This window comes from Microcoleus sp. B4-C1 (assembly GCF_036705285.1).
Taxonomy (GTDB): Bacteria; Cyanobacteriota; Cyanobacteriia; order Cyanobacteriales; family Microcoleaceae; genus Microcoleus.
The window spans coordinates 1-7,357 of the sequence record NZ_JAUBUC010000152.1; the positions used below are offsets into that span (position 1 = coordinate 1).

Consider the following 7,357-nt stretch of genomic DNA (forward strand, 5'->3'; position numbering starts at 1 on the left):
GTCCCGCCCGTCCAAAAAGGACGGGCGGGACGCCCATCCCACAAACTTTTGGAAGTTATTTAATTCTCATTCCTTAGTTCGGAGGAACTATCGGATCGTCCTCTCCAGAACTGCATATTGTTCTGCGCTCAGCTTTGGCAATTTTCATCAAGGGGTAACTACCAACGGCTGATACTAAACTTGCCTTTATATTGGCAATGATTTCTCCCGCAGCATTGGGAACCCCCATTGCTAATAATGTCAGGGGGGTAGATGAAACTATAGGTATCACAGCTCGTTTCTCCGTCAAAGAAAGGGATCAGGAAGAAGCTAGTTGGCCAACTGCGCTCTATTATTAACCAGGGGGTAGGGAGACAATTATGCAAAATTTTCTGAAAATTTTTCGCCTCATCAAGCTGCAAACCTTCTCAGTGCTTGCTTTACCGATTATTAAATTTTCTGTAAATCTTACATTGAGACGCAATTAAATCCTAGGCAGAGTACATCTCTGAGGTAAAATTAAGTCTAATCCTTTAATTGCTCAGGCATAGTCTCATGCCGATTCCCAAGCTTAGTGAAGCGACGATCCAGCATAATACCTCTGCCGCCTCCCTCAAGCGCGGTGAAACTTACTATTTAGCGGGTAATGTTACTAGCGCTGTCCTGCGTGGCAATATCGTGCAAGCAATAGTGGAGGGTTCTGAAGTTCAACCTTACCGTATTACGATAAACTTTGATGACGCTAATGTGGCATCATCAAATTGTACTTGTGCTTACGATCGCGTTGGGTGGTGTAAACATATTGTTGCTACCCTGTTATTATGTCTGCGACAACCACAAATAATTGAGCAGCGCCCCACACTGGAACAGTTACTCGATCGCCTAAACGATGTACAAACCCAGCAATTAATACAACATTTAGTAGAAAACGAGCCCTCACTCATTGATCCGATCGAACGATACGTTAACTTAAGTGCTATTCCTACGCCTCCACAGCAACCTACTAAAGCACCCCGTCGCACCTCCATTAATCCTGCTCCCTTTCGACAACAAGTACGACAAATTTTGCGAAATGCTGTGCGTTATTTCGACGAGGGATGGGAGGAAGAAGACCCCATTACAGAAGAACTATTAGATGTGATTCAGCAAGCGCAGGAATTGATTGCAGAGGGAGATGGTAACAACGCCTTAGTAATTTTACAAGCCATCACCGAAGCCTGCGTTAAAGATTGGGATGACGTAGAAGAATATGGCGCTGAAAGTTCTGATATAGCTAACGCTTTGGATGAAGCTTGGACAGAAGCCATTTTGACGGCCGAACTAACTGCTGAAGAAGAGATCGATCTCCAGGTGATGTTAGAAGGTTGGCAAGATGAATGGGATTGCGATTTCACCATGAGCTTGAAAGCTTTACGCCAAGGTTGGGATGACCCCCTAATTCAACAGGTACTTCAAGGAAATATTACGGGGCAAGAAATAGGAGCTAATGACGCACCAGAATGTGCTAAGAACTTAGCATTAATTCGCTTGCAAATCCTCGATCGCCAGGAACGCTATCAAGAATACTTATACTTAGCCCAAGCAGAAAACTGCTCTCAACAATACTTGACCATGTTAAGTCGTTTGGGGAGAGTAGAAGAAGCAGTGGAAGCTGCTGCTACTCAGATGAAATCAGCGGAAGATGCTTTTGCTCTAGCTCAAAGTTTACAAGCACAGGAAGCCCAAGCTGAAGCTCTCAAAATTGCTAAAACTGGGTTGAATTTGTCAGGTAATTGCCTTTATAAACTGGCAATTTGGACGAGTGAGTTGGCTGTTGAATTGGGAGAAAACGAAGTTGCATTAAATTCTAGAATGCGGGTTTTTGAAATCAAACCATCCTTTGCCGATTATCTTTTAGTGAAGGAGTTTGCAGGAAACAGTTGGTCAACTGTGAAAGCAAATTTGTTAGCAACTCTGAGAAGTGATAGAAGTTGGGGAGTTTCTGAAGCACAGGTTGATATTTTTCTCTATGAGGGACTTATTGAAGATGCGATCGCTGTTGCTGATGGCTTGAGTGGCTACGAATCGGCACTGATTCACCGAGTAATGGGGGCTGCGATCGCCCACCGCCCCGATTGGACGATCGCCAATGCTTGTCGGCTTGCTGAATCGATTATGGATCGGGGGAAATCAGAGGACTACGATCGTGCAATTAAGTGGTTGGAAAAAGCCCGCGCTGCCTATTTACAAATGGGGCAAAATCTTCAGTGGTGTGCTTATCGTTCTCAACTTATGCAAATACACAATCGGAAGCGGAAATTAATGGGAATGCTGAAGAGTCCAGATTTAGATTGAGGCGGAATTTTACCGTAAACCGGAACAAGTGAAAGCGGCCCAATAAAAAGGGTCAGCAAAAGGGAAATCTAAGCAACTAATTATTTCCAGTCGTTGCAAAGTTTTGTAATTGCGTGTTGCTGTTTCAGCCCGCTTTTCTTCCTCTTGTAGCCATTGTAGGTAGTCGGGGGAACCTTCTGGATAGGAATTACGCTGGTTTTCTGCAAACCGGCGATCGCCCTCCGCCTCTTCAAATTTGCGATCTAATAAATCAGCAAGTTGGGGAGAATAGCAAGCGACAAATTCCGATCCAGAGAGCGATCGCAAATTTCTTTGTGCTTGCTGCAATGCTTTTGGGCGACTACTTCCTTCCTGCCGAAGTTTGTGATAAAAAATTGAAAATAACGCTGTTGCTAAATCATCTACAGCCCACAGCGTGCTCACCACACTCCGAGCACCCGCACATAAAAATCCCGTCGATAATGTCAAAATATCATCAGTAATTTCCGTAGTTCCTAACCCAGTTTCACAACAGGATAAAAACACATCAACTAGATGAGGAAGCCGCCATCCTGGTGTCATTAACTGCCCCAAAGTAATGCTACCATCTGCCAATTCCAGTCTGGATTCTAACGGATTATCAAGGCGAGATTGAGCATGATGGCTAGAGATAATTCCCTGGACTTGTAGAGAAAGTTGCCGATAGTTGCTGACCGTTGCTTGGCTACGTCCTCGTAAGTGTTGTTCATTGCGAATATTATACAGTTTGGCAATTTGTTCACCCTCAAAACTTGCACAGGGTAAATCTTCCGTTGCATCTTCCACAATACCATACATTAGTCGATCGTTGACAGGTGGACGTTTGTGGCAAAATTCTAAAACTTGACAACTAGGACTGTAACGAATTAGAAATTTATCTCCTAAATATTGACCATTTTCTAAGGGTAAAGCAGCAAAAGGAATTTGGTGTAGGCAAAGGTGAGGAACAATAATCAGTTCCTCGATATTATTAAGGTACTGACTAATCAGGTTATCGATTTGCAGGCGGCGGGAAAGTTTCGCTAAAAACTGCGTAATTCGATTTCTCCACTTAGCTTTACATTGTAATTGCTCTTGGGGTGATTTACTTGAATCGCCAGAATCAAAATATGGTTTTAGCCAATTTTCATTAATCCATTTTTGTAAGTTTTTTCCGCGTTTTCTGGTTATTTTGTACAAATTAAGTTCGGCTTGTCGCAAAACAAATATATATGTATCTTCCTCAGTAGTGTAAAAATTAAGTATTGCTGTAGTAGGGCGATCGATGAGTTCTTGAATCGCGGTTAAATTAGGGGGACTGACTTGAATTTCGCCCGCTAAAACCGGATCTAAACGTCTTAGTTGTTCCCAAATTTGTTGTTTTTCACTTTCTAAACCTTGGATATTTTCACTAATGGCTTCTAAAGCTGCTCTATTGCGTGTACAATCCATATCAATTAGATCCTTAGCTCTAACTGCAATTAACTTCTGCTTTTTACTTGATTTATTTAAACCGGAACGTTCGCAATCTATCTGTCGTTGAATTCCTTCAAATTCTGCTAAATATTCTTCTACTTCAGAAGGTATATCTCCCTGAGAGTAAAGGTCATTACTGGCAATTAAATCTACTAACCGACGAGAGCGGGAACGTTCTACATATTCAAAAGCTTGTGGAAAATTTTTCGTATTAACTAATGCTTGTACAATATGTTCATAAAGATATATATCTTCTCCTAAAATTTCTTGGCGGCGTCGATCGGTATTAGCCCAAACTCGCAATTGTTCTAAAGCTTCAATAGCAAGACAATACCCTTCAATAGCTTCTCTCCATAGTCCTAATTTGAAGGCAATTTGACCTAAAACTTGTCCCGAAATCAGACAAAGTTGGGGGAAAGCTTGAGGAGTTCTGACTTTTAATGCTAACTTAAAGTATTGAATTGCTTCGGTAAACTGCTCTAAATTGTGGTAGAGATAACCTAAATTATTTTGTACAGTTGCCCAATTTTCAGGAAAATCTTTGAGAGTATAAACTTCTAAAGCAGCTTGGTAATAGTCCCGCGCCAGTTTTAGGTTTTCGTCAATACTTCCTTGAGTGCGATCGCTATAAGCATAACCTAAGTTTAATTGCACCATAGCCCAATCTTCAGGAAAATATTTTTGAGTATAAACTTCCAAAGCTGACTTATAGTAAAAAATAGCCATTTCTAAATTTTCCACGTCATTTTCACTACTACGCATCCTATAGGCATTTCCTAAATTGTTTTGCATCATTGCCCAATTTTCAGGGTTAATTTGACGGGTGTTTACTTGCAAAGCCATTTGATAGTAATCAATGGCTATTTCTAAGTTATTATCCTCATCTCCTAGCAGACGTTCGCTATAAGCACTACCAATATTATTTTGCAGCATTGCCCACTGTTCAGGAAAATCTGAGCGAGTATATATTAGTAAAGCATTTTCATAACATTTGATAGCACTTTCTAAACTTTGTAAGGAATCGCCATAAATTCGTTCACTATGAGCAACTCCTAAATGCTGTTGTGTTTCCGCCCACTGTTCGGGATAATTTTCATAATTACGAACTTGCAAAGCATTATTAAAAGCTTCAATTGCTAATTCTATATTTTCGAGACGGCTACCATATTTGCGATTGAGGTAAGCAATCCCTAGATTATTTTGAATCATCGACCATTGTTTACGATTAAATGCTTTTTGATAAGATTCAAGACAGGTAAGATAAAGAACAATAGCTTCTTCTACATTTTCAGCTTGATTCCCTTGAGCATTTCTTAAATAAAAAGTTCCTAAGTTATGTTTTAGCAAACCCCAAATTTCAGGAAATTGACTATAACAGCAAGCATCTAAAGCAATTTTATAATAGCTGAGAGCTTTCTCAAGGTTATCAACTCGCTCTCCTGTAACTCTATTTTGATAGCCATACCCTAAATTATTCTGAATTTTTAACCAATTTTCTAAATAACTCTCTGGATTATAAATAGTTAAGGCATTTTGAGAAGCAGCAATTGATGATTCAATATTTTCGGAAAAATCTCCTTTTAGTCTCTCTAAATAAGCAACTCCTAAATTAAGTTGTATCAGTCCCCACACTTCTGTAAAAGTCTCAGAATTATACACTTGTAATCCTAATTCATAATATGCAATTGCCCGTTCCAAGTTATCCGAATATTTCCCCGTTGTAGAAAGGTAATAGGAAAATCCTAAATTATTTTGAGTGTTCGCCCAATTGTCGGGATAGTCCTCACAATTATAAACTTGTAAAGTAGCCTCTATCAAACTCCTACCTAATTCTATATTCTGTTCTTGACTTCCCTTGAATCTGCTGAGATATGTCGCCCCTAAATCATTATGAATAAAAGCCCATAATTCAGGAAATTCTTCTTTATTACAAATTTGTAGAGCAGTTTGATAACACTCAATCGCTTTCTCAATATTCTCAGCACGATTTTCTATTTTTTGACGGTAAGCATCTCCCATACAAAATTGGATCGTACTGGATTGTTCGGGGAAGTCTTCAGCACTATAAACAGTTAAAGCTGCTTGATAACACTCAATTGCTTTTTGGAGATTGTCGTCTCGATTCTCTTCAATTGTAATATAAGCATTACCTAAGCTCTCTTGAGTTTCTGCCCACTGTATGGGATAATCAGTATAAGTACGGACTTGTAAGGCATTGTGAAAAGTGGCGATCGCCATTTCACTGTTATCTAATTTTTGCCCTTGAATACGATTATAATAAGCTAGACCCAAATTATTTTGAATTCTTGCCCAATCTGTAGGATTATCCTCTTTTGGATAAACACCCAAAGCAGCTTGATAATATTTAATTCCTAGTTCTATATTTTCCGCTTCATCTCCCTTAACACGGTGGAGATAAGCCAAACCTAAATCATGCTGAATTTCCGCCGTTTTTAAGGGAAACTCTTGACAATTGCACACTTTTAATGCTAATTCAAAAGCAGCGATCGCCCTCTCCATATTTTCTTCTAAATCACCTTCAACTCTGTCAAAATAAACTAAACCTAAGCGATGTTGAATTACACTCCATAATTGCGGTTCATCGGTATCATTACAACATTGTAAAGCTAATTCATAACACTTAATTGCCCTTTCTAAATTCCTGCTACGGTTCCCAGCAATGCGAATTTGATAAGCAAACCCCAAATGGTTTTGAGCAATCACCCAATCCTCCTGGTAATCTTCCCGATTGAGCGCCGCCGCTACTTGTTGATATCCCGCGATCGCAATTTCAATATTGTTTACACACTCGCCTCGAGGAAAATATTGAATAAGACCACTAAAAGTGCCAATTACAGTGGCTATATCGTAAGCTTCTTCAGACTCTACTTTCGCTAAAACATCAGTTGCCCAACTTCGCAAAAACCAATCAAAATTATCATCTAATTTATCTAAATTTTTTTCTAAAATAGGATATACAACTTCTGCATTTCCTTCACTTGCTTCGATTGCTTCCAAAACTTCTAGGAAAAAAATTAATAAGCCTTGAGAATTAGCTAATTCATATCTAATTTGAATTAAGTCTTTTATCTTCGCCACAGCACTCCGCAGCCAGTCAGATCCCTCTTCATTTTCCTCAACCAATAACTCATCGGCCACCTCTTCCATCACCTCTAATAAACCTTCATTAAGGAGGTCTGAATAGTCATCCAAAATATCTCGTTCTTCACCTTCGGGACAGGTACGTAGCATTTCAATTAGGTGACGATAATCAGAGTTTAGCTGTTCTTTCATGTTACATTTTTTGGGTTAATACCAGTTTTGGTTTCATATCAATTCCGGTTGCACGATCGACATGATATAGAGGAGACGGCAGTCCCGTTTCCCTACCCGGATTAATTTTCGGGAGACGGGGCACTGCGCCGTGTCGAAAGCTGTGGGTAATATTCATTCCGATGGTAGGGGATTTGAGATCACAGGAGTGCAAGTATCTGTGTAAGGATTCAGGTAAAAATAGTTCCGCAGAGAGCCGAACAATATGGTAATGTAGTCAGATGAGCGAAAAGTCAGA

The 7,357-nt window shown here is 39.9% G+C and carries 3 protein-coding genes; 1 reads left to right on the plus strand and 2 read right to left on the minus strand.

The features are described from left to right. Positions 1–73: 73 nt before the first annotated feature. Positions 74–271 (minus strand): hypothetical protein, encoded by a 198-nt coding sequence (locus QUB26_RS30640; RefSeq protein WP_333321079.1) that lies wholly within the window; start codon positions 269–271, stop codon positions 74–76. Positions 272–534: 263 nt separating this feature from the next. On the opposite strand from QUB26_RS30640, the gene QUB26_RS30645 reads away from it, so the two are divergent. After that, entirely contained in the window at positions 535–2,313 is a 1,779-nt protein-coding gene (locus QUB26_RS30645) for an SWIM zinc finger domain-containing protein (protein WP_333321081.1), read from the plus strand. A gap of 9 nt (positions 2,314–2,322) precedes the next feature. On the opposite strand, the gene QUB26_RS30650 is transcribed toward QUB26_RS30645, so the two are convergent. Next, entirely contained in the window at positions 2,323–7,080 is a 4,758-nt protein-coding gene (locus QUB26_RS30650) for a CHAT domain-containing tetratricopeptide repeat protein (RefSeq protein WP_333321083.1), read from the minus strand. Between the last annotated feature and the right edge of the window lie 277 nt (positions 7,081–7,357).